17 protein-coding genes and 2 pseudogenes are annotated in these 19516 nt (G+C 70.9%); 12 read left to right on the top strand and 7 right to left on the bottom strand.

Annotated features, from left to right (window positions below):
- The first annotated feature begins 257 nt into the window (after positions 1-257).
- A complete protein-coding gene (locus Q5762_RS19675; RefSeq protein ID WP_315893471.1) occupies positions 258-698 on the top strand; it encodes a subtilase-type protease inhibitor in 441 nt (146 codons plus the stop codon).
- 81 nt (positions 699-779) lie between these two features.
- On the opposite strand, the gene Q5762_RS19670 is transcribed toward Q5762_RS19675, so the two are convergent.
- Positions 780-1046 (bottom strand): VCBS repeat-containing protein, encoded by a 267-nt coding sequence (locus Q5762_RS19670; protein WP_315893470.1) that lies wholly within the window; start codon positions 1044-1046, stop codon positions 780-782.
- A gap of 161 nt (positions 1047-1207) precedes the next feature.
- Here Q5762_RS19670 and Q5762_RS19665 point away from each other — a divergent pair, with 161 nt between their 5' ends.
- From Q5762_RS19665 to Q5762_RS19650, 4 genes are all read left to right on the top strand, one after another.
- Positions 1208-3454, top strand: coding sequence for a VCBS repeat-containing protein (locus Q5762_RS19665; protein WP_315893469.1), 2247 nt, complete (start codon positions 1208-1210; stop codon positions 3452-3454).
- A 273-nt stretch (positions 3455-3727) separates the two neighbouring features.
- On the top strand, positions 3728-4702 hold the full coding sequence (locus Q5762_RS19660) for a hypothetical protein (RefSeq protein WP_315893468.1): 975 nt from the start codon (positions 3728-3730) through the stop codon (positions 4700-4702).
- A 143-nt stretch (positions 4703-4845) separates the two neighbouring features.
- Positions 4846-5151 carry a cupin domain-containing protein gene (locus tag Q5762_RS19655; protein ID WP_315893467.1) on the top strand — a complete coding sequence of 102 codons (306 nt, stop codon included), beginning with the start codon at positions 4846-4848 and terminating at the stop codon, positions 5149-5151.
- 115 nt (positions 5152-5266) lie between these two features.
- Positions 5267-5884 carry a DUF1707 domain-containing protein gene (locus tag Q5762_RS19650; RefSeq protein WP_315893466.1) on the top strand — a complete coding sequence of 206 codons (618 nt, stop codon included), beginning with the start codon at positions 5267-5269 and terminating at the stop codon, positions 5882-5884.
- On the opposite strand, the gene Q5762_RS19645 is transcribed toward Q5762_RS19650, so the two are convergent.
- The 3 genes from Q5762_RS19645 to Q5762_RS19635 all read right to left on the bottom strand — a co-directional run bounded on the left by Q5762_RS19645 (position 5881) and on the right by Q5762_RS19635 (position 8857).
- Positions 5881-6999: a hypothetical protein gene (locus Q5762_RS19645; protein ID WP_315893465.1), complete on the bottom strand. Its 1119-nt coding sequence runs from the start codon at positions 6997-6999 to the stop codon at positions 5881-5883. The two genes, Q5762_RS19650 and Q5762_RS19645, sit on opposite strands and share 4 nt — an antisense overlap.
- Positions 7000-7189: 190 nt before the next feature.
- On the bottom strand, positions 7190-8374 hold the full coding sequence (locus Q5762_RS19640) for an FG-GAP-like repeat-containing protein (RefSeq protein ID WP_315893464.1): 1185 nt from the start codon (positions 8372-8374) through the stop codon (positions 7190-7192).
- A 72-nt stretch (positions 8375-8446) separates the two neighbouring features.
- Positions 8447-8857, bottom strand: coding sequence for a hypothetical protein (locus Q5762_RS19635; RefSeq protein ID WP_315893463.1), 411 nt, complete (start codon positions 8855-8857; stop codon positions 8447-8449).
- A gap of 82 nt (positions 8858-8939) precedes the next feature.
- Here Q5762_RS19635 and Q5762_RS19630 point away from each other — a divergent pair, with 82 nt between their 5' ends.
- The 4 genes from Q5762_RS19630 to Q5762_RS19610 all read left to right on the top strand — a co-directional run bounded on the left by Q5762_RS19630 (position 8940) and on the right by Q5762_RS19610 (position 12135).
- Complete coding sequence (locus Q5762_RS19630) at positions 8940-9758, top strand: helix-turn-helix transcriptional regulator (RefSeq protein WP_315893462.1); 819 nt, start codon at positions 8940-8942, stop codon at positions 9756-9758.
- Positions 9755-9994, top strand: a complete 240-nt coding sequence (locus tag Q5762_RS19625) for a DUF397 domain-containing protein (protein WP_315893461.1) — start codon at positions 9755-9757, stop codon at positions 9992-9994. The genes Q5762_RS19630 and Q5762_RS19625 overlap by 4 nt, the downstream gene beginning before the upstream one ends.
- Before the next feature lie 734 nt (positions 9995-10728).
- The gene (locus Q5762_RS19615; RefSeq protein WP_315893460.1) at positions 10729-10989 is read left to right on the top strand and encodes a hypothetical protein; all 261 of its coding nucleotides are present in this window, start codon (positions 10729-10731) and stop codon (positions 10987-10989) included.
- A gap of 252 nt (positions 10990-11241) precedes the next feature.
- Positions 11242-12135 (top strand): arginase family protein, encoded by an 894-nt coding sequence (locus Q5762_RS19610; RefSeq protein WP_315893459.1) that lies wholly within the window; start codon positions 11242-11244, stop codon positions 12133-12135.
- A 231-nt stretch (positions 12136-12366) separates the two neighbouring features.
- On the opposite strand, the gene Q5762_RS19605 is transcribed toward Q5762_RS19610, so the two are convergent.
- Positions 12367-13581, bottom strand: coding sequence for a glycosyltransferase (locus Q5762_RS19605; RefSeq protein WP_315893458.1), 1215 nt, complete (start codon positions 13579-13581; stop codon positions 12367-12369).
- A gap of 258 nt (positions 13582-13839) precedes the next feature.
- Here Q5762_RS19605 and Q5762_RS19600 point away from each other — a divergent pair, with 258 nt between their 5' ends.
- Positions 13840-15111, top strand: coding sequence for a serine hydrolase domain-containing protein (locus tag Q5762_RS19600; protein ID WP_315893457.1), 1272 nt, complete (start codon positions 13840-13842; stop codon positions 15109-15111).
- Positions 15112-15142: 31 nt separating this feature from the next.
- On the opposite strand, the gene Q5762_RS19595 is transcribed toward Q5762_RS19600, so the two are convergent.
- Both Q5762_RS19595 and Q5762_RS19590 read right to left on the bottom strand, forming a co-directional pair.
- Positions 15143-16003 carry an alpha/beta hydrolase gene (locus Q5762_RS19595; protein WP_315893456.1) on the bottom strand — a complete coding sequence of 287 codons (861 nt, stop codon included), beginning with the start codon at positions 16001-16003 and terminating at the stop codon, positions 15143-15145.
- A gap of 546 nt (positions 16004-16549) precedes the next feature.
- Positions 16550-17991: pseudogene (locus Q5762_RS19590) on the bottom strand (NF041680 family putative transposase).
- A gap of 350 nt (positions 17992-18341) precedes the next feature.
- Here Q5762_RS19590 and Q5762_RS19585 point away from each other — a divergent pair.
- A pseudogene (locus Q5762_RS19585) lies at positions 18342-19038 on the top strand (dienelactone hydrolase family protein).
- Between the two features lie 221 nt (positions 19039-19259).
- Positions 19260-19516, top strand: a 257-nt coding sequence (locus Q5762_RS19580; RefSeq protein WP_315893455.1) for a hypothetical protein, incomplete at its 3' end; no start/stop codon positions are given.

Raw genomic sequence — 19516 nt, 5'->3', positions numbered from 1 at the left:
CGGGACGGGCTTCCGGTCGAACAGGCGACGCCGGGGGTTCTCCAACGTCGAACCAATTCCTCGTCCTCGCAGGTCAGTCGGTCGTTCGAGGTTGGACCAAGGGAGCGTGGAGCGCTCTCGACGGTGGGGCGCAACCCTCCTCAACTGCCCGAACGTTCGGTCGTGTCCGGAAAGCGGCGACGGATGTGCGATCACCCTCCGCATCGGCAAGACTCCGGCGCGCAATCAGGAAGCACCCGCCCCGAAGGGACACTCTCATGCGTCACCTGCTCCGTGACACCGCCTTCACCACCGCGCTCGCCACCGGCCTCGCCCTGGTCGGCGTCGCCGCGAGCCCCGTACCCGCCCAGGCCGAGCCCACCCGCCTGTACCCGGCGTCGGCGCTCGTGCTCGCCGTCGCCAAGGGCGAGTCCCCGGCGGCGACGATCGACCGGGCCGTGACCCTGAGCTGTGCCCCGACGCCGAGCGGCACCCACCCGGCGCCCGAGACGGCCTGCGAGGAACTGAACGCGGTCGACGGCGACTTCGGGCAGCTGGCGAGGATGAACCACAGCACCCCCTGCACGCACGTCTGGGACCCGGTCACGGTCACCGGCGAGGGCGTCTGGAAGGGCAAGCGGGTCTCGTGGTCGGCGACGTACGGCAACACGTGCGCGATGAACGCGGGCATGGCGCGGAACACGGTCTTCGGGTTCTGACCTGCTGGATGTGATCGCTCGCCGGGCGTGGTTGACCACGCCCGGCGAGGCCCGGTCGGACGGTGCGGTCAGGCGGTGTGGTCAGGCGGTGTGGTCGGGCGACTCGTCGGCGTGGACGCCGGTCACCTCGCGGGCCCGGAAGGGCGTACGCCACTCGCCCGTACCGGAGTAGAGATAGACACGCTTGCTGCCCGGGTGGTGGGCGAAGAGATCGGCCTTGCCGTCGTGGTCGACATCGCCCGCGCCGACGAGCTGGCTGTACGCGTTCCAGCCGCCGCCGATCCTCGTACGGGCTCCTGAACAGGCCGGGTGGTGCGCACACGGGTACGCACCGCCCGGTTGGACCACCGGCAGGGCGACGTGGTTGTAGGAGCCGCCGGGGAAGGTCCCTGAAGATTCATCAGGCGTTCGGATTGCAGCAACCCGTACAACCCCTTCAGCGGATCGTGAGTCCAACCCGGAGGTACGCACTGGTGTGCGTACCTCCGGGCCTTCAGGAGGAACCGCAGTTGACTTCCGTACGCTCCACCCGCCGTCTTGGCAGTGCCGTCGCGACCGTTCTCGCCGTGACCCTCGGCGCCACCGCGCTGGCCGCGCCCCCGGCGGCGGCCGCCGCTCCCTCCTCCTCGTCGGCGGACGTCGGCGCGCGGAACGCGCCCCTCCCGATGGAGCCCGGCTCGTACGTCGTCGCGGCCGGCAGCGAGGGCTTCTTCACCCAGACCGACAGGCCCAGCTACAGCTACTACCGCTGGACCCGCTACTCCGACGGCGCCACGACCGACCTCCGGTGGTTCACCACCGAGCAGGAGGACCACCCTTACGCCTCCGGCAACACCGCGGCCATCGAGAAGCCGTTCGAGAACGAGGTCCGCATCTTCGACGGCGCGACAGGATCCACGGACGCCGTGCCCGTGGACGCGGACACCTACGACCTCCGGATCCCCGGCATCGCGGGCGGCGGCGTCTTCACGGTCGCGGACACCGCCGGCACCCCGCCCGTACTGAAGCTGCACACCCGGGCCGAGGGGACCCGCGAGGTCGTCGGCTCGCCCCTCGCCGACCCGCACGCCATCCTGCGGACGGCGACGACCCGGCACGCCCTGATCGACGGCAAGGGCGCCGACGGTAAGACGTACTGGATCGTCGTCGACCTGGCCTCCGCCAAGGTCGTCGAGTCGTACGTGGTCCCGGCGAAGGCGGACCGCGCCTCCGTCACGCTCTCCGACACCCGTATCGCCTGGGTCGAGTACGAGCCCGGCTCCCAGGCGGCCAAGGCGGTCGTCCGCAATCGGGCCGGCGGCGGCGAGACCGCCGTACCGCTCGGCCAGGACCCCGATCGGAAGCTGTCCGTACGGCTGCTCGGCGACGACTGGATCACCTTCGGCAAGCCCGGTGGCGGCACGGCGACCACTCCCTCCCCGCTGCACGCTCTGACGGCCCGCCACCTCACGAGCGGCGAGACGTACAAGCTGCTCGACCACATGGTCTCCACGGCGGACGTCCCCGAAGGCGGCCAGGTCGTGGGCGGCGGCACCCTCGCGCAGGGCGAAGGTGCCTACCGGATCGCCCTCGACACGAGTGGCCGGCCCGCGGCCTCCCTCGTCGCGGCCATCGGTACGGACACGATCGCCCAGGTCGAGCCGGCGAAGGTGCCCACGGGGGCGGTCGACCTCGACAACACCGACGTGGTGCCGTTCCGCTGGCACCTGAACCGCTCCAACGTCTACGTCGAGATCCGCGTGCGCCGCAACGACATCGACGGGTGGGCCGTCTACCGGGAGGTCCGCACCGGGCTCACCGCCGGTCTCGTCGCGCTCGACTGGCGCGGCGACATCAACGGCGACAGCGGCCCCGCCTACACAGACGCCCCCACCGGCGACTACACCTGGGAGATCACCGCCACGCCGCTCGACGGCATCGGTCCGGTCATGAAGGACTCCGGCACGTTCACGGCGACCCGCGAGCCGCGACACCACGACTTCGACCGGAACGGCGCGCCGGACCTGCTGGTGCGGAGCAACGGCAGCAACGACGCGGCGATCCTCAGCACGTACTTCAAGCCGGACACGAAGCAACTCACCGGGCAGAGCAAGCCGTTCGGCTCCGGCTGGCGGATGTTCGACCGGATCGAGTCGGTCGGGGACGTCGCGGGGGACGCCTCGCCCGAACTCGTCGGCCGGGACAAGGACGGCGTCCTCTGGATCTACGAGGGCCGGGGCCGCAGCACCCTCTTCCAGAACCGGAAGCAGGTCGGCGGAGGCTGGCAGGTCTACAAGCAGCTGGCCGGCGGCAGCGACCTCACCGGGGACGGCAGGGCCGACCTCGTCGCCTCCGACACGTCGGGCGTGCTCTGGCTGTACGCGGGCACCGGGCAGCTGGACAAGCCGTTCGCCCCGCGCAAGCGGATCGGCGCCGGCTGGCAGACGTACAACCAGCTCACGGCCGTCGGCGACCTCGCCGGCGGACCGGGCGGAGACCTCGTCGCCCGGGACCACGACGGCGTGTTGTGGCTGTACCTCGGCAGGGGCGACGGCACCTTCACCGCCCGTACGAAGATCGGCGCCGGCTGGAACGCGTACACCGAGCTGATCGGCTCCGGCGACGCCAACCGCGACGGCAAGGCCGACCTGCTCGCCTTCAGCCCGCGCGACCGGGTCGCCTACTTCTACGCGGGCACGGGCGACCGTCACCGCCCGTTCGAGAAGCGCGCGAACACCGCCCTCCAAGTGAACCCGACCCAGGACCACTTCGCCTGACGTCCGGCACGCGCGCCATGAAGGCCCTGGCTGGGGTGACCGTCACGCCGCCGGCCGGGTTCGCGCCGCGGACCGGAGTTCGGGGGATTCCATCGGGTCGTTGCGGAGTGCGGCGATCCGTCGCAGGGCGTTCATCACCCGGCACCTTGCCCGACCCGGCGCCCGGCCGCCAGGCGATATCGGTCGGTACCGGCCGGGCGGCAACGGGTCCGGCCGGGCCGATCGGAGGACGCCTATCCTGCGACGCGGGGACCACGCGAACAGGGGGCGGACATGGAACGGTTGGAGTGGTTGGACTACACGCCGGGAGAGCTGCGCAAGCACCGGCGGACGCGGAGCGTGTGGACCTCGCTCACGGGCTGGGGCATGGCGGTCAGCGTCGCCGGGGCGATCGGGTGCGTGCTGTGGGGAGTGGCGCCGTACCCGCCGCTGTACGCCGAGATGGGGTTCGCCGCGCTCTTCGTGCTCTTCGCCGCCGCGTGGATCGTCTCCTCCCGCCGGGCCCCTGGGCGGAACTCCTACTGGCGGCGGCGGGGCCCTGTGAACACGCCCCTGTCGAGCGAGTACCTCGGCCGCGCACCCGTGTGGCTGCTCGCCTGGCTGGTCCCGCCGGCCACCCTGGCCTGCCTCGCCATGGGGCTCATGGTCTCCCCGGAGTACGGCCGCGAGACCGCGCGGCTGAACGCGGCCCGATACGGGGAACATCCCGCGACCGTGGTCCGGCTCGCCGGGGACCCCGTCCAGGGGGACAACGCCTCCGACGAGCCGGTGTTCTTCCACACCGACCTCGTCCTGCGGATCCCCTACGACAGCGGGCCGCGCGAGGTGACCATGGCCGGGATGTACACCCGGAACGCCCCTCCGAAGACAGGCATGACCATCGAGGTGTACTACGCCCCGGGCGACCCCCGCCCGGACTCACCTGTCCTTACGGACGGCCGTCGCGACCGGCCGGGTGTCTTCCACAGCTTCACCGTCTTCGGATTCGTACTGGTCATTCCGGCTGGGGCACTCCTGACGGGCGCCCTTGGGTGGGAACTGACACCCCGGGTACGCAGGTTCACACCCGACGTCCACCTCCCGGCCTTCGGGATCGTCGCCCTCGGGCTGCTCCTGCTGCTGCCGACCGCCATCGGCTGGGAGGCCGCCGGCCTCGCCCGTCCGGCCGCCTTCCTCGCCTGCGTCACCCCTGGGGCCGCGCTGGCCTGGGCCTGGCGCACCGCCGGGGGAGGTTCGAGCGGGCGCTAGTGGACTGGACCCGGCGAACAGGCTTTGCCAAACGGTCGGCCACTTGTACTTCCTGGCCAGGTAGCTTCCAGGGCATCCATTGATCTTTATGCGTGCGGGCCCGTTTCGGCATGACCGAGAGGGTCTGTGAGGAGGGGTGTGCCATGAGTGCGGTCGACCTTGCGGAGACGGCGGCCGGTCTGCCGGAGGCGTGGAGTTCTCGCAGGCTGGGCATGGTGGGGCCGGCCTGCGTGAAGGTACTGCGCATGGACGAGCTGCCGGTCGAGGAAGAGAGCCACGGGTCCGCCGAGGCTCTGCTGGTCCTCGACGGCCGGCTGGAGCTGGAGGTGGGCGGCATGCCGGTGTCGGTGCGGGCCGGCGAGTTGTTCATGGTGGCGGCAGGAACTGCTCACGCGGTCCGCCCCGGAAGCCGGGGCACGTTGGTGATCGTGGAACTGCCGGAGGAGTAACGGCCGGCTCGCAGACGACGAGAGCACAGCGGGCGTCAGACGGTCGGCCACCAAGGCGAGTTGGAGATGTACGGTCCCCGTTCACCCGGCCCGCAGGCTGCATATCGTTGTGGCCATGACTACGCAGCCTCCGGAGCCCTCTCCGCGCCCCGTTCCCTCAGGTGAACTCCGCGCCTCTCACGACGACAGGGAAGCAGTGGTGGAGCAGCTGCGCGACGCGGCGGCCGAGGGGCGCATCGATTTCGACGAGCTGGATACCCGCCTGGAGCAGGCGCTGACGTCCAAGACCCACGCCGAGTTGGCCGTCCTGACCGCCGACCTGCCGCCGCTGCGTTCCGCGGCGAGCCTGCCGCCGCTGGTGCTCAAGGGCGGCATGCACGGCGCGTCCCGAGGCCCCGGGCGCTGGGAGGTCCCCGGGCACGTGATCGCTCACGGAGGCATGGGGGGCGTGAAGCTCGACTTCACCCGGGTCGAGTGCCGCCTCGCGGAGATCGCGGTGGAGGCGTACGGGGAGACATCCGGCGTCACGATCGTCATCCCCGACGGCTGGGCCGCGGACACCAACGGCATGGATCCCGGCGTCGGCGGCCTGAAGGACAAGACCACTCCCGCCCGGCTTCCCGGAACTCCGCTGATCCGGCTCACCGGGTCAGGCGGCATGGGGGGACTAGTCATCCGCCACCCCAACCGCCGGGAACAGCGCAAGCTGGACAACAACCCGACGCAGGACTAGGACCCGCGTTGGACGCCGTCCGCCGCCGCGACCTCCTCGACGAGCGTGCGCCAGGAGCCACGGGGCGGGCGGGGCGAGTGGGCCGGGTGTTGCTGCCGCGCCGCCTCGGCCGTACGGCAACGCCGGCACCGGGTCTCGTCGGCGACGGGCCGGAAGACGTGGTCGTCACCTGGCCCGTCGCAGATGACGAGCCCTGCGGGCGGGGCGGCGGCGGGAGCGGGCGCCTCGGTGGGCGGTGGTGCGGGCAGCTTCACGACCAGCCGGTGCCGCAGGAAGCCCACGGCCGAACGGACCCCGTCACTGGGTAGCCCGGTGGTCAGGGCGTGCCGCAGATCGGCGGAGGAGAGCCCCCGCCGGAACCACTCGGCAGCGGATTCGGCCAACGCCCGGGCCTCACGAACACCCAGCGCCAGGACGGGATGGGCGTGGCGGAGAGACAGCAACAGACGCTCGGCAGCGAGGACTTCGGAGGTGGAGGCGGAGGTGTGGCCGGGGTCGGGGTCGGGGTCGGGAGCAGGGTCGGGGTCGGGAGCAGGGTCGGGGTCGGGGTCGGGAGCAGGGTCGGGGTCGGGAGCAGGGTCGGGCATGGGGGCGGGGTCCGGCTCTGACGAGGGCTCCGGGTCATCCGGGGCCGGGGCCGGGGCCTGTGCTTCCTTCCCTCGCGCTTGCGCACCCGCTTTGGAGGGTGGGTGGGGAGAGTTCTTCCCCCGTTCTTCTTCTTTTGGAGGGCAGCCGACGCATGGGCCGTTCGGAGAACCGACCGTCGGTTCGTGGTCGGTCGGCGACCGGCCGTCGCGGACGGCGCTCGCCCCCTCACGCGTGAGGGTGATGTTGGCGAGGAGCTGCTCGGTGACCCAATGCCCGCGTGCGCCCTGCCACTTCCACTCGTGGAAGAACCCGGAGGCGATGAGCGACTCCTTCGCCCGCTGGAAGGCCCGGGGCTTGAGCCCCAACGCGGCGGCGTGCTCCCCGAGGGCCTTGCCCGACTCGCTCTCGGGGAGACCCTGCACGTAGAGGATCAGGAGCTTGGCGTCGGAGTTCAGACGCGGGTGGCGCACGATGTCGTGCGAGGCCTTCACGTAGCTGCGCGTGGGCGCGATAACATGCCGAAGCATTTCTGGTGGACCTCGTATCCACTAGGGGTGAAGGCCCTCGGGTGGTGTTGGTAGCACCATCGGGGGGCCGCTCCATTTCTCTCACGGAGCGTGATGACGCGGTCACCGTACAGCATCGGTGCCGGTCTCGTACAACAAGTCCCTTATGCAGAAAGGGCCTCCGCTCGAAAGCGGAGGCCCTTGCCGTGGATCAGAAGGCGCCGTTCAGACGCCACCATCCGTAGCTCTCCAGTACGCCCGCGCCCAGCCCGCCGGTGCCGCGACCGGGGTAGAGGACCAGGCCGTCCAAGGTGTCGACGGCGGCGAGGTCGAAGTGACCGTCGGCGTTGAAGTCGCCTACACCGAGGATGTTCTGCATGCCGTTCCAGCCGCCGCTGCCGATCAGCACGCGGGAACCGATGGTTCCGGCCCTGCCGGGGTAGAACCAGAGCTTGCCGGTGGACGCCTCGCGGGCGACCAGGTCGGGGCGGCCGTCCTCATTCATGTCACCCGCCCCGACCAGGGCGTTCATGCTGTTCCAGCCACCGTTGCCGAGGAGCTTGCGCGCACCCAGACCACCTGAGGCGGTGCCCGGGTACATCCAGAGCTTGCCGGTGGACTTCTCGACGGCGAGCAGGTCGGCGCGGCCGTCCCCGGAGAGGTCGCCGAACGCGGTGACCTTCGCCATGCCGTTCCAGCCGCCACTGCCGATCAGCTTGCGCGTGCCCAGGCCGCCGGTGCCCGTGCCCGGGTAGAGCCACAGCTTCCCGGTGGACGCCTCGCGGGCGATCACGTCCTCGCGGCCGTCACGGCTGAAGTCGCCGTGCCGGGTGAGCGCGTCGAAGCCGTTCCAGCCACCGGAGCCGACCATGCGGCCGGTCCCGTCACCGGGCAGGAACCACAGACGGCCCGCGTCGTCCCGGACGAGGACGTCCGACGTCCGGTCGCCGTTCAGGTCGCCGAAGCCCGCCGCCTTGGGCGCGGTCTCCGCCTGCCAGTCGGGGTACGGGAGCGCTTCGCATTCCCGCGCGGTACGGACGAGCTTCACCGAGCTGACGGCGCTGTCGCCCCAGTGGGTGGCTATGGGATCGGGCTCTTGCGTGCTGTACCCCTGCGAGAGACCGTAGTTCGCGTCGTCGTAGAGGCAGGCGATCATGGACGTGCGGTTGACGGTCGTCTCGAAGGCGTTGTCCCAGGTGCCCAGTGTCGCCTTGCTCGTGTTCGTCTTGAACATCGTTCCTGTGCCGTTCGCGTCCTTCCAGGCACAGAAGTAGCCCGACGGGCAGTCGCTGATCGCGGCCTGCGCGGGCGTCGTGCCCGCCCCCAGCAGGCCGACCGAGGCGAGTCCCAGCGCCGTGGCCACGGCGGCCAGGCGCCGACGCAGTGATGTGCGCAATTCTTTCCCTCCCGGATGCGGCGCGGAGAGGTGCTCGGCGCGCCGCGGGGGGACCGTACCGTGGCGCCGCGGTCACCTCACCGCGCGGGTGACCATCACGTGCAGCAGCCCCGGTTCCACGAACGGGTCCTCGGTCGTGGGCAGGGACCGCCAGTCCAGCGGCCAGGTCGCGCCGTCGAGCGCGGGGATCCCGACGAACGCCTCGCTCCGGCCGTTGCGGCTGAGCGCCCGCGCGGGGGCCGGCCAGGCGTGGGCGACGGCGGTCTGCGGGGGCAGCAGAAAGTACAGGTTCCGCTCACCGGTCGCCTCACGGACGATCGGCCCGGCACAGAAGTCCGTGAACTCCATGAGCCGGTACGCGACGTCCTCCCCGAGAAAGCCCCCGATCCGCACGGCATCGAAGTGCACGCCGGCGTGACGGAGGGCGTGGCCGGTTGCGGGTACCCAAGAGGGCACCCTGTCAAGTGACTTGCGCGAATTCATGACACCAGCTTTCCGGTGCCGCTCTACTGTGACCAGCGACACAGGTTGTTTGTGGCGGACTGTGCACTCGGGGAGGTCAGGTGTGAACAACGGGAACAACAGGAGTCCAGGGGCTGCGAAAGCCTTCGGAAGGCTGCTGCGCTTCTACCGGGAGCGGGCGAAGGTCTCCCAGGAGGCACTGGGCAAGGCGACCGGTTACTCCAAGTCCCAGGTGGCCATGATCGAGCGCGGAGAGCGACGGCCGAGGGGGCGCTTCGTTGAGCTCTCGGATGAGCTCCTGGGTGCACAAGGTGCACTGGTGGAGGTCGCGCAGGAACTCACGATGAGCGCCGTCGCCGCCTGGTTCGAGGACTACCTGGAGGAGGAGGCGAAGGCAGCAGGCATCCATTCGTACGAGAACCACCTGATTCCCGGCCTGCTACAGACACCGGAGTACGCGCGAGCGGTCTTCCGTTGCGCCAGCCCGCCGTGGGACGACGATGAGCTGGAGGACATGGTCGCCGCGAGGATGAGCAGGCACGCGGTGTTCCACCGCAAGCCGTTGCCACTGGTCAGGTTCGTCCTTGAGAAGGTCGCGCTCACCCGGCCGCTCGGCGGTCGCAAGGTTCTGCGGGACAACTTGCTGCACATCCTCGAAGTCGCTCGGCTCCGCAACGTCGAGATTCAGGTGATGCCCGAGGACCGAGAGGTCCACGCTGGCCTCAGTGGGCCGTTCATCCTCCTGGAAACCGCAAAGCGCAGCAGCCAACTCGTGTACGTCGAGGGCCTGAGCGGCAGGTACTTTCTGAGCGAACAGCCCGACTTGGGGGACGCGTTCGCGCGGTATGGCACTCTGCGGGCGCAGGCCCTCACCCCGGAAGACTCCTCAGAACTGATCGAACAGGTGGCACGAGAGCTATGAGCACCGAACTCAACTGGTTCAAGAGCAGCTACAGCAGCGAACAGGGCGGCAACTGCATCGAGGTCGCCGTCGTCTGGGCCAAGTCCTCATACAGCGGCGACAAGGCTGACGCCTGCGTCGAGGTCGCCGCATGCCCCCACACCGTCCACGTACGCGACTCCAAGGACACCGCGCTCCCCTCGCTCGCCGTGACCCCGGATTCCTGGGCCGCGTTCGTCGCGGGGATCGACGCCTGAGCGGTCCGAGGGCCGGGGGCGGGTGCCCCCGGGCCCCCGGGGGTTCGGGTCAGCCGCGGGTGGCGCGGGCCCACTGCTGGGCGATGTTGTTGTAGTTGCAGCGCTCGGTCCAGGCGCGGTCGTTGTTGCCCGTGAGGCAGTACGGCGGTTGCTGGTGAAGCTGTGCCAGCCGCGCAGGTTGACCTTGTTGAAGGTGTCGCCGGCGGCGTCGATCAGCTTGGATTCGAACCGCGCGGTTCGGCAGTCGAAGGTGCCGAGGACGCCCTTGTCGCCGGAGGCCGCGATCCAGAGGCACTGGCCGGTCGCGCGGTTGCGGATCTCGTAGCGCGAGCGGCCGTCGGGGGCCTTGCGGTAGTCCGCCGGGATCTGGTCGGGCGAGATGTCCCAGGTCTGGTGGTTGTTCCCGAGCTGGCACTGGCGGATGTACACCTTGCCCGCGAAGTCGGCGTCGAGGCAGCGCTTCGTCTTGTTGTTCTTCAGGTGCCCACTGAGGGTGGCGGCCTCGGCCGGGGTCGGCGAGGCGACCGAGCCGACCAGGGCGACGGTCGCGCCGAACGCGCCGACCGCCGCGATGCGCCCGATGCGCGCCAACTGTGCGCGAACACGCTTCATGTGAGGGTTCCTCTGATGGTGGGGGTGGTCCCGTTCCGGGACTCGTCCGGATCATGGTCGGCGAGGAACCGTGGCCTCGGTAGGCATCCAGTGCTTACCGAATGCTTACGAGGAAGGAGCCAATGACGGCTGACGCCAACGTCCGCATGCCCCAAGCGGCCAAGGACCGCTTCGCCGCCATCGCGGCGGCCGAAGGGTTGTCGCTCCGCGCCTATCTGGCCCGGCTGGCGGACACGCTGCTCACCCCGGCCGAGCGGGCCGCGCGGGCCGCGGAGGCCAAGGTCGGGCTGAAGGCGTGGAACGGGGGCGCCCCGACCGCTGCCGAGCAGCAGGACCTGGACGACGAGCTGGACCGGCGCTTGGCCCGGGCGACCGCGCGGTGAGCGACTCCGTACACATCGTCCTGGACGACACCGCCGGGCGGCAGCGCACAGTCAGTTCGCGGCACAACCTTCCGTGGACCGGCCCGACGGAGCGATCATCGCCACCACCGCGCCCGCGCGATGGGTCGGGGAGGCCGTGCGGGTCCTGGATCTCGGGCCCTGACGCGCTGACGCCCTGACGCCCTGACGCCCTGACGCGCTGACGGTCAGGTCAGCTGGGCGAGCTTTCCGCTCCCGCGCCACCATGGACGTATGGCCATCGAGGTCGCGGTAGTCGAGGCGCCGTCCGTGCTCGGGTTGCGGCCGTCCGGGGTGCAGGACCTGCCCCGGGCGTTGCTGGACGCCGGGCTGGGCGGGCTCTCCGGGCTGTCGCGGGCGGGGAGGGTGGTCCCGCCTGCGTACGAGGCCCGGCGGGATACCGGGACCGGGGTGCTGAACCCCGGTGGCATCGCCCGGTACTCCGTGCTGCTGGCCGACGCGGTGGGTGAGGTTCTCGACGGCGGGCGGTTCCCGCTCGTGCTGGGTGGGGACTGCAGCATCCTGCTGGGGAACCTGCTGGCCCTGCGGCGCCGGGGGCGGCACGGGCTGCTGTTCCTGGACGGGCACACCGACTTCTACCAGCCGGAGGCCGAGCCGACCGGCGAGGCGGCCTCGATGGAACTCGCCCTCGTCACGGGCCGTGGCCCCCGGATGCTCACCGAGTTGGAGGGCCGGGGGCCCTTGGTGCGGGACGAGGACGTCGTGGTGTTCGGGTTCCGCGATGCCGAAGAGTCCGCCGCCGCCGGGATGCAGCCGTTGCCGCCGGGGCTGTACGCCCTGGATCTGGACGCCGTCCGCGCGGTCGGCGCCGGCGAGGCGGCGCGGGGCGCGGTCGGGCGGCTGACCGGGGGCGGGACGGACGGCTTCTGGGTGCACCTGGACGTGGACGTCCTGGACGACGCGGTCATGCCGGCCGTCGACTACCGCCAGCCCGGCGGTCTGACCTGGTCGGAGCTGGAGACGGTCCTCGGCACGGCGCTCTCCGACGACCGCGCCGTGGGCCTCGACGTCACGATCTTCAACCCGCGCCTCGACCCGGACGGCACGATCGCGACCCGCCTGGCGGAGTGCCTGGCGGCGTGCCTGCGGCGAGCGCTTGCGGCCTAGGCTCTGCCGGACCAGCTCGACCAGCTCGACCGGCTCGACCGGCTCGACCGGCTCAACCAGTTCGACTGGGCCGTGTCCGACGTGATCATCTACCCAGACCCTGGGAGGTGCAGGGTGCCCTCCAGGACGGTCACGGCGTCTCCGCCGAGGTGGACGCGGTCGCCCTGTACGGCCGTGCGGACCAAGCCCTCGGCCAGCGGCGCCGCCTCCCTCGGTCAGTAGCCCGCCTGCCTACCGGCCCCCGGTCAGCAGCAGGTTCGCCGCCACCGTCGCCCCGTCCGTACGGACCGTGCCCGCCACGGCCGTCGCTCGTGCGCCGAACTCCGGGGCCAGGGCGGTCTCCAGTGCCGCCGCGAGGGAGTCCGTGGTCGGGGTCGGGTCGTCGTGGGCCACGCCGACGCCGAGTTCGGCCACCCGGCCGGCCCAGTACGGCTGGTCCGCGCCCTGCGCCACCACCACCTGCGGTACGCCCGCCAGCGTCGCGGTCGTCGTCGTACTCGCGCTGCCGTGGTGGACGACGGCCGCCACCCGGCCGAACAGCGCCCGCTGGTCGACCTCCCCGACGACGAAGCAGTCGTCCTGGTCGTCCGGCGGGAGCAGTTGCGCCCAGCCCCGGGAGACGACCGCCCGGCGGCCCTGCGCGCGGATCGCCTCGACGGCCGCCCGGGCGACGTCCTGCGGCGCGCCGAGGGGCGTGCTTCCGAAGCCCACGTACACCGGCGGCGTACCGGCGTCGAGGAACTCCACCAGCTCGGGCGGGAGCGGGCGTTCGTCGGCCGGGAGCCACGCGCCGGTCTGTACGACGCCGAGGTCCGTCGGCCGCCACGGGTCCAGGACCGGGTCCGTGGCCAGCCACGGCTGATCGGTGAAGGCGTAGTCGCGGACATGGTCCACCGGGGGCAGGCCGATCGCCGCCCGCCGGGTCGCCAGCATCTCGCCGAACATGTCGTTCGCGTTCCGCGCGTCCAGCTCCCACAGCGCCCGGTTGTCCGTCGCGTCCGCGGGCAGCGCCCGGCCACGGCGGGCGGGCGGCCTGCGGTACGGCGACGGCAGGACCACCGGCTGGTGGCTCGCGTGTACGTAGCGGATGCCGAGCTTCTCGGCCACCGACCGCGCCCCGGTCGTGACCGGCAGGGGGCCGGTCGCCACCAGCGCGTCACAGCCCTCGACGGCCGCCGCGACCGTCTCGAACTGCGCGTCCATCAACGCGGCGGCCCGCTCCGCGAGGCCCACCGCCGAACCCGGCGTCACCGAGGTCACCAGCGCGCGCACCGGCGCGCCGGTCGGCACGTGCTCCACGCCGAGCCCGGCCAGCCGCTTCCCGAACTCCTCGTCCGGCGGCGCGCACACCCGCGCCTGCGCGCCGAGTTCGTTCAGCCGCGCCGCGAGCACGACCACCGGCTCGACGCTCCCCCGCGCCCCGTACGTCGACAACACCACGCGCATCCCGCGACCCCCGCTTCTGCATTCGCTTCTACTTCTACTTCTGCTTCCGCAGTGATCCAACCACCTCGAAGATCATTTCGTCGGGTGTTCTCGGTCGGAACGGCGACCGAACGAGTGGACTCACCGGGGCGGCGGGCCGAGGAAGGGGTACGGGCTGGGGCTCGGGGGTCACGTTGGCGTTCCGGATCCCCGGTCGTGACATCCCGGCACCAGAACATCCCGACATCCCACGTCCTGAACTGGAAGAGACCACCCGCCATGCGCCGTACCCCCGCCCGTCGACGCCGACTGTTCGCCGCAGCGCTGCTCGTGGCGTCCGTGCTGGCCCCGATGGCCACCACACCCGCCACCGCCGTCCCTGCCGCCCTCCCCACTGCTCTCTCCGCCACCTTCGACCACGGCGGTACCGAGGACTGCCCGCCGGACGGTTTCGGGCCCGAGCTGACCGCCCGGCTGGACAAGGCCATCGAGGACGTCCGCGAGCAGGCCGGCATCCCCGGGCTCGTCGCCGGACTGTGGTTCCCGGGGAAGGGGAGCTACGTCCGCGCGAGCGGTGTCGCCGACAAGGTCACCGGGAAGCCGATGACCACCGACGGCTTCGTACGGATCGGCAGCGAGACCAAGACCTTCACGGTCACCGCGCTCCTGAAGCTCGTGGACGACGGCAGGATCCAGCTGGACGACCCGATCTCGAAGTACATCGCGGGTGTGCCCAGGGGGCCCGAGATCACGTTGCGCCAGCTCGCCGAGATGCGCAGCGGCCTGTTCCCGTACACCGACGACGCCGACTTCCAGCACGACCTGCTGAGCGATCCGAGCCGGTTCTTCACCCCGCACGAGGTGCTCGCGTACGGCTACAAGCACAACAACACGTTCGATCCGGGGGCGCAGTTCCAGTACTCGAACACGAATCTGGTCCTGCTCGGGCTGGTGGTGGAGAAGGTCAGTGGTCAGCGGCTGGTCGACTTCATCGACAAGCGGGTGCTGCGCCCGGCCCACCTGCGGCGCACGCTGTTCCCGACGGGCCCGGAGTTCCCCGAGCCGCACCCGCGCGGGTACACCAACCAGACGCTGAGCGGGGAGGTCACCGACTCGACGGACTGGAACCCCAGTTGGGCCTGGGCGGCGGGGGCGATGATCTCGGACCTGGAGGACCTGCGCCGCTGGGCGAAGATCGTCGCCACCGGCACGCTGCTCAGCCCGGAGACCCAGGCCGAACGCCTCAAGACGCTGCCGACCGGCTTCCCCGGCACCGGCTACGGGCTCGGCATCATGGAGACCGGCGGCTGGATCGGGCACAACGGCTCCATCCCCGGGTACGAGACGGTGACCGTGTACCTGCCGTCGCAGAAGGCCACGATGGTGCTGATGCTCAACACCGACATCACCTCGCAGGGGCAGGAGCCGAGCTCGCTGGTCGCCCGGGCGATCACGGAGATCCTGACGCCGGACAACGTGTACGACCGGCCGGTGCCGCCGAGGGAGGCGGGCCCGTCGCGCGCGATCGACATCGGTTTCGCTGCACGCTGAGCCAGGAGGTACTGGGCTACGAGGCATTGAGCTAGGAGGTGAGAACTCCCTCCAGGAACGGCTCGATCGCCGTGCGCCAGGCGTCGGGGTGGTCGTAGTGGAGGAGGTGGCCGGCGTCCGGGATCTCCGCGTACGCCCCGCGCGGGAGGACGCGGACCATCTCCTGGGCCTCGGCGCGGCCCAGCTCGCCGTCCAGGCCACGCACGACGAGCGTGGGGCAGCGGACCTGGGCGAGCGACTCCCAGTGGGCGTCGTGGACCCAGGTCACGCGGGAGGTCAGCATCTGGGCGGGGTCGAAGACCGGGTACCAGCCGTCGGGGCGCTCGGTCATCACCTCGGCGAAGAAGTCGCCGCGCGCGGGGTTCGGCCGCTCGACCCAGGGGTCGTCCGCGCCGAACCACTGCCGGACGGCGTCGAGCGAGGCGAAGGGCACCGGCCAGCGGCGGAACCAGTCCGTCCACTCGCGCTGCGAGGCCGCGCCGAGGGCGGAGGCCCGCATGTCGCAGATGACCAGGGCGCGGACGAGGTCGGGATGCTGGGCGGCGAGCTGCCAGGCGGTGAGGGCGCCCATGGAGTGCCCGATGAGGGTGACGGGGCCGAGGCCGAGCTGCTCGACGGCGGCGGCGGCGTCGGCGACGTACGCATCGCGGGTGAAGGGGCCGGCGGCGGGCTTGTCGCTGCGGCCGTGACCGCGCTGATCGAGGGCGACGACGCGATGGCGGCCGGCCAGCCAGCGGGCGGTGGGGGCCCAGTGCGAGGCGCTCCCCATGAGGCCGTGCAGCAGTAACACGCCGGATGCGGCGGTCGGTGTTGCTTGTGTCTGCTCTTCCGTGAACTCCCAGGCAGCCAGGCGTAGGCCGTCGGCTCCGGTGACGTCGAGACGTCGCACCATCCCTGGCACCCCCTCTTTCCCATCGAGCGTGTCGAGCACCGCCAGACTATCGAACCCTTATTCGAAAATGGGGTTCTGCCACGCAACACCCCTCGTTCGAGTGACCACGCTCAAGGATTGACGCGCGCCGCCGAGGGGAGTTTCTCAGCGGGAGGCGGACCGCTCGGGGAAAACGGTCCGAGGGGAATGACCCTGGGAGCTCGGGGCTCCGGGTCAGCACAGGGGAGGACAGGCCCCGGCGCCCATGGGCGCCGGGGCACTCTGTCGAAAGCAGCACCACCCCGGACGACTCCATCGCACCCACCCCTCCCCGGCCGCACGAACTCCCCCAGCGTGGCACGCCGACCCCCCCGGCCGTGGCGATTCCGCCGTAAAACGGGCCGGGGGTGGTGGGGGCGGGTGTTGGGGGGTGGGTGTCAGCCCCACGTCGGGGCGGGCGGCCCGGGTACGGGCCCGTCGACCCAGGCCGGCCCAGCGGCCCACCGCGTACGCGCCGCCGGCCCAGTTCGGGGCGGCGGCGACAGGTTCGGGCCCTTGGCTTGTTCTTTAAGGTCTGGCCTGGTCGCGATCGATGATGGTCTCTGGGCGCCGAACGGTTTTGCCCACGTCGTAGCGGGTGGCGGACCGCCGGTTCTCGAACCGAGGGGCCTCCCGGGGCCGGGCTGGGTGGGTTTCGGTGCACGGGCTGGGCATGGCAGGTGAGCGCGGAGGTTCCGAAACCCTCGGCGGACCCGGGCGGGGGTGAGTCGGCCGGGCTCGGCCGGCTTCTCCCAGGGACGGCGGAGGTCCTCGGCGAGCGGGCGGGCCAGGCGGAGCTGGGTGTGGGCGGTGATGATCAGCCACGTCCAGCGGTCCGCCGCCTCGGGGGTGCGGAGTTTCGGGCCGGTCCAGCCGAGGGTCTGCTTGGCCATCCGGAAGGTGTGTTCCAAATCGAACCTGCGGAGGAACGCCTGCCAGCGCAGGTCCATGTCGGCGCTGGTCATGCCAGTCTGGGAGGACCACAGCCAGACCGGCAGCGGGTCTCCACCGCCGGGCAGGTGGTCGACCTCCAGGCGGATCAGCGTGCCCTCGATGATGGGGAGTTCGCCGTCGTGGTCGATCCACGCGGAGCGGTGGGTGAGGCGGGGGTGGATCCGGTCCCAGGCCATGGTCTGCGCGGTGCCGTAGCGATTGGTGACCTGAACGGTCGCCGCGTCCGGCTCGCCCCAGGTATCCGGCTTGTTGAAGCGGAATTCCTTGCCGTGCTTGGGTGGACGCCCGCCTTGGGGCGGCGAGATCCAGTGGCTGGGTACGGGCTTGCGCATCACGCGGTCCGACCGCAGGCGGCCCAGCACCTCAACCGGCAGACCCTGGAGGAGGTGGGCCATGCGTGGGGCGTCATAGCCGGCGTCGAAGATGACCACGATATCCGCGGCGCCCTCGCGCCACTGCCCGCCGGTGATCAGGTCCTCGATGACGCGGCGGACCTGGGCGGCGGTGACCTCCGCCACGTCGTCCTCGGGCCCGAGGCGGACCGCGTCCAGTAGCTGGCACCAAGAGGTGCGGCCCGATTCGAGGTCGGCGACGAACGAGTACGGCCAGCCGGGGATCATCATGTGCTGGTCCCGGCTGCGGCCGAACGTGTGGCAGAACAGCCGCTCCGCGCTGCACGGCGCGTCCGGTCGCAGCCAGTTGCTCACGTCCACGGCCAAGACGAGTCGGTTGTCGGCCGCCCGCGGCTGCGGCAGCGCGGCCAGGGTCCGCCGAAGGCGGGGGACGTCGATGCCACCATGGTTTAAGGCCGCGTACAGGGCACCGTGCCCACGTCGGTGCTCAGCCAGCAGCGTCAGGTCAACCGGCGTCCTCACCGGCCCGTCCGCGCACAGCAGCGCGTCCGTCACCTCGAACAACACGTCGGACCGAGCGGTCAGGCAGCCGAAGAACTCGTCCCGGAAGTGTGACGCCCACGCGAACGGATCGCGTTCGGCGCCGGGGTGCGGCAAACTCATACGTCTACGGCCTTCCAGCAGATCCGGTGCGTGTTGATCCACACCACAGGATCAGCCGAAGGCCGTTCTGACATACGGCGATTACCCATCCGAGCGAGCGCGTGCGAGTCCCGTTCGAGTTGCGGGCGTCGCCCTGGGCCAGCCCCTAGTTGATCAGCCGGTCCGACCGCGGACAGGTGCGACAGCAGTCGGCTCGCCCGTCGACGCAGCCGGTCGGGGCGTCTTGGGGGCGCCGTCGTCGGCGGGCCTGTCCGCGGCTTGGGCTCTGATAACAGCGGCCATCCTATTCGTTGGACGGCCTGGCCGACGCCTTCGCCGCCTTCCCCGACAACGGCGAGCGGCACCCAGGGGTGCTGATGTACGCGGACGGCTTCTGCATCCGGCCCGTACTGCGGGAGATGGCCTGCGAACTGGCCCGGCACGGGCACTACGTACTCGTCCCCAACTTCTTGTACCGGCACGGCCCGGCACCGGTGATCGAACTTTCCGAGTACATCGGAGAAGAGGTCGGGCCCGCGGTCTTCGCCCAGCTGATGCCCTTGATCGAGGCGCACGCCACCGACCGTGTCCTGAGCGACGCTGACGCCTACCTCAGGTTCCTCACCACCCGGCCCGAGGTCGCCGCCGGACCGGTCGCGGTGACCGGCTACTGCATTGGTGGCCTCCTGGCGATGCGCACCGCTGCGGCCCACCCCGACGAGGTGGCCGCCGTCGCCGGATTCCACAGCCCCGTGGTCGCCGACGCGCCGACAGCCTGCACGACTTCCTCTCCAAGCTCAGCGCCCAGGTGGTCCACCTCGGCCACGCCGAGACCGACATGACGCCCGAGGCCCTCGGCGAGCTCAACCAGGCGCCGCAGGTGTCGACCACACCTCCGAGATCTACCCCGGCACCGTCCACGGCTTCACGATGTTCGACACCGACGCCTTCAACCCCTCCGCCCTACAGCACCACTGGCACCGCCTGCTCCCCTCCTCGCCTGCACCCTGGGCAACAGCTGAGGACGAGGTCCCGCTCGCGCATGTCGGGGGGCACGACGATAATTGAAGAAGGGTCCGGTGCCGGTCAGTCGGCGCTCGGGCGCTCTCTGAAGCAGGTCATACGAGTGGCTGCATAGCGTCGCCCCTGACTTCCATGGCATCCGCTGTTCGCGCGAGCGATGTCGCCATGCCGGAACGGCCCCGAGCAGAGATGCCATCCGAACGGCTCCACCAGCTCGTTGCCTCGGGCGATCGACAGGCGCGGACGCGGTGCGGAAAGGCGATGTGATGTCAGATCGCATCCTGTACTACAGCGCGTCCACAGGGCGCGGACTCATCGGCACCATCGACACCAACAACGTCCTCAAGGACGTCACCGTCATCCCTGAAGGCGCCTTCGCCACAGACTGGACACAGATCACCGCACTCAGCGGCGACCGCATCCTCTACTACAGCGCCTCCACAGGACGCGGACTCATCGGCACCATCGACACCAACAACGTCCTCAAGGACGTCACCGTCATCCCTGAAGGCGCCTTCGCCAC

The organism is Streptomyces sp. P9(2023), assembly GCF_032436795.1.
Lineage (GTDB): Bacteria > Actinomycetota > Actinomycetes > Streptomycetales > Streptomycetaceae > Streptomyces.
The sequence above is the reverse complement of the archived record's forward strand: the minus strand, read 5'-3'. Positions and strand labels throughout refer to the sequence as shown.